Below are 2,376 nucleotides of genomic sequence, written 5' to 3'. Positions count from 1 at the left end.
GGCAAACAACTTTGTAGAAAACATCTTTTCCACATGTATGGCACTGCATAATCTCAGAATTAAAATCAACCCTTGGAACTATCATAACTAATTTACATAAACTCTATTTTATTGTCTCTTGTTTTATACTTTCAAATCCATCCGTTCTTGAATTTCCCCGTTTACAAGTCCCTGTCATGCCCCAACTAAAAAACTTACCAACTAAAAAACTCAAAAACTTACAAACTCATATACATTGGCGGATGAACTCGCGCACCTCCTTGCGACTGATGAAGAGATGATTCTCCACCGTACGCTTCGACAGGTTCAACTCCTCCGCTATATCGTCTGCCGGCTTATCCTGAAAACGGCTCATTATATATACCTTGCGGCGCTGTTCCGGAAGCGCGGAAACCCGTTGGCTTTCCAACCTCCGAAGTTCGTCCGCCACTATCCGGCTTTCAGGCTCCACGGTAGTGACCGGGAGCGTATCATATAAATACCTATCGATTTCCTGCCTTTTATAATAACGACGCAGGTAGTCGTTCAAAAGATTACGCACAATAGTAAAAAGAAAATACTTCAGCGTGTCACGGCGGATCATCATCCGATATTCAAGCAATCGTAGAAAAGCATCCTGAGTCAGGTCTTCCGCATCGCTCCTGTTCTCGATGCGCCGGCAAATATAGAAGAAGACAGATTGGCGGTATTCTTCATAATATTCGGTTATCAACCGGTCAGATAGTTTAATACGGTTTTCCATGCCATTAGTGTTTTGGTTTTATGATTACGCTGCAAATGTAAAGAGGAAATAAGAAATACAAAACTTTTTACCAGTCAAAGCTATCTCATGCAATGGATACAGACCAATAAGCAAATAATAAACTCATAATCAATATAATATGAAATAGCAGCAGAAAGTCTCAAATAATTGTGTGATACGCTAAATCGAAGTTTTTTCCAAAAAAAACCGATTTTCACTAAGTGTTATTCCCTACTTGTCCGTATATATACCAAAAGTCTAACATTTATAAATAACATCCATGATGAAACGAAAACACATTTTTCTGGCAGCACTTGCCTTGTTGTTGGTATCAGGAAATCCAACAATATGCCGGGGACAAGAACTGGTCACCTATCCGGCTCCCGCATCCGAAGAAGTTACAATGAAACAAGACTTCACTGTCCAGGTAAGAACACCGGAAGGCGAATGGAAAAACATAGATACGTATGCCGTCAAGGTAAAAGCTCCCGACAACGTAGAACTCGCCTCTTTGGCTTATTTCGACTTTTCCGGTACGGTAGAAGTGAAAGTCACGGCAAACGCACCGGTTGAACAGGCACGTATCCGCCCCCTCTCTTACAACATCCTGCCCGATGTAGACGGGCGCAGCATCACGTTCCGACTGGACAAGCCGCGCAACCTCTCGGTAGAGGTAAACGGCGATATCTTCCATAATCTGCACCTCTTTGCCAACCCCATCGACACAAACCGTCCGGCAAAGCCACGGACGACGAAAGACTTCATCTACTTTGCACCCGGCGTGCACCAATTGCCGGGCGATACGCTCAACGTTCCATCAGGAACCACAGTCTATGTAGCCGGAGGTGCGGTAGTAAAAGGATGCATTCACGTCAAGGATGCACACGATGTGAAAATAGCAGGCCGAGGCATTGTGCATCCCGATAAAAGAGGAGAAGGAATCAGGGTAAGCCGCTCGCGCAACGTAGAGATAGAGGGACTGATTACCACCCAATGCCCCACCGGTGAGTCGGAACATGTCACCATCCGCAACGTCAAGGCTATCAGCTCATACGGTTGGGGAGACGGCATGAATGTCTTTGCCAGCAGCCATGTCCTGTTCGACGGAGTGTTCTGCCGGAACTCAGACGACTGCACCACCGTCTATGCCACCCGTTTAGGATATAAAGGCGGATGCCGCCACATCACCATGCAAAACTCCACGCTTTGGGCAGACGTAGCGCATCCCATTTTCATCGGCCTGCATGGCGATTCGGGCAAATTCGAAATCATGGAAGACCTGAACTATGTGAACATAGACATCCTCGACCATCATGAAAAACAAATAGATTACCAGGGCTGCCTGGCAATCAATGCGGGCGACAACAACCTGGTGCGTAACGTACGTTTCGAGAATATCCGCATCGAAGATTTCCGCCGGGGACAACTGGTCAACCTCCGCATCTTCTATAATAAGAAGTATTGTGCCGCTCCCGGAAGAGGCATCGAGAACGTCCTGTTCAAGGATATCACTTACAACGGCACACATGCCGAACTGTCGCACATCATCGGCTACGACCGCGACCGCTTGGTAAGAAACATCCGCTTCGAGAACCTCCGCATCAACGGTACGGTTATCTCCGACGACATGCCCG

At 46.6% G+C, this 2,376-nt stretch carries 2 protein-coding genes; one reads left to right on the top strand and one right to left on the bottom strand.

The features are described from left to right. Nucleotides 1-226: 226 nt before the first annotated feature. Entirely contained in the window at nt 227-742 is a 516-nt protein-coding gene (locus B5F71_RS19255; protein ID WP_087213562.1) for a sigma-70 family RNA polymerase sigma factor, read from the bottom strand. A 283-nt stretch (nt 743-1,025) separates the two neighbouring features. On the opposite strand from B5F71_RS19255, the gene B5F71_RS19250 reads away from it, so the two are divergent. After that, nucleotides 1,026-2,376: glycosyl hydrolase family 28 protein (locus tag B5F71_RS19250; protein ID WP_143269952.1), on the top strand; the 1,351-nt coding region annotated here is incomplete at its 3' end.

The sequence above is a fragment of the Bacteroides sp. An269 genome (genome assembly GCF_002159755.1).
GTDB lineage: Bacteria > Bacteroidota > Bacteroidia > Bacteroidales > Bacteroidaceae > Phocaeicola > Phocaeicola intestinalis.
This window is presented reverse-complemented; position numbering and strand designations above follow the sequence as displayed.

Excerpts from the sequence above, each read along its gene's own strand:
- B5F71_RS19255 (WP_087213562.1), bottom strand. The coding sequence starts at position 742 with ATGGAAAACCGTATTAAACTATCTGACCGGTTGATAACCGAATATTAT.